Source organism: Pseudoalteromonas sp. S1727 (assembly GCF_005886375.1).
GTDB lineage: Bacteria > Pseudomonadota > Gammaproteobacteria > Enterobacterales > Alteromonadaceae > Pseudoalteromonas > Pseudoalteromonas haloplanktis.
The window spans coordinates 1-966 of the sequence record NZ_PNDT01000185.1 but is presented as its reverse complement, the minus strand read 5'-3'; the positions used below and the strand labels follow the sequence as shown (position 1 = coordinate 966).

Annotated in this window: 1 protein-coding gene; it reads left to right on the top strand. The window is 52.0% G+C overall.

What is annotated here, in order from left to right; all coding sequences use genetic code 11:
* Nucleotides 1-966, top strand: a 966-nt coding sequence (locus tag CWB85_RS21530; protein ID WP_138555990.1) for a tandem-95 repeat protein, incomplete at both ends; no start/stop codon positions are given.

Below are 966 nucleotides of genomic sequence, written 5' to 3'. Positions count from 1 at the left end.
CCTATACTGTAAAAGATGCGGCGCTGAATACCTCCGCAGCGGCAACAGTGACCGTCACTATCACGCCAGTGAACGACATGCCTGTGGTACAGGCGGTGAATATTAATGTGGATGAAGACACGTTATCAGCAGCAACGGCGCTGCGCAGTTTAGCAACGGATGTGGAAGACACTACGCCCACAGGGGATATCACCCTTGTCAGCGGGCCAACGTCAGGGCAAGTGGTGTTAGATCAAGCTGCGGGTACCTTTGTGTATACCCCTGATAGCAATGTCACAGGGCAAGATAGTTTCACTTATACCTTAACCGATAGCGAAGGCGGGGTATCACTACCTGCAACCGTTACCGTGAATATCGGTGCTGTGAACGACCGTCCTGTAGTGGCTGATGACAGCATTAACACCGATGAAGACACCGCCGCGACCTTGGCTATTTTAGCCAACGACTCAGACGTGGAAGACAGCGGCTTTAATGCAGCGAATGTCAGCTTAGAGAACAAAGGCACCGGCGCTGGCATGTATGACTTTGCGGATGTGAGTGTCAATCTTGATGGCAGTTTAGCGATAACACCTAAACAAGATGTCAACGGAGTGTATAGCTTTACCTACACCCTCACCGACAGCGAAGGGTTAAGCTCAACGCCTGCCACCGTGACACTGACCATTAACGCCATCAATGACGCCCCCGTTGCCATGGATAACACCGCGCAACTGCAAGAAGAAGGCTCATTTGAGGTCAATGTACTGGGTAACGACAGCGATGTGGATACCGGCGACAGCTTAGATGTAAGCAGTGTCAGCATCGTCACGGATGCCACTAATGGCCAAACTCAAGTAACAGCTACGGGCGCGATTATTTACACCGCCAACGCCGATTACTTCGGCAGCGACAGCTTTACCTACACAGTTAAAGACAGCAACGGCGCAACCTCCAACGTGGCTACTGTGACCATGACGGTCAACCCGG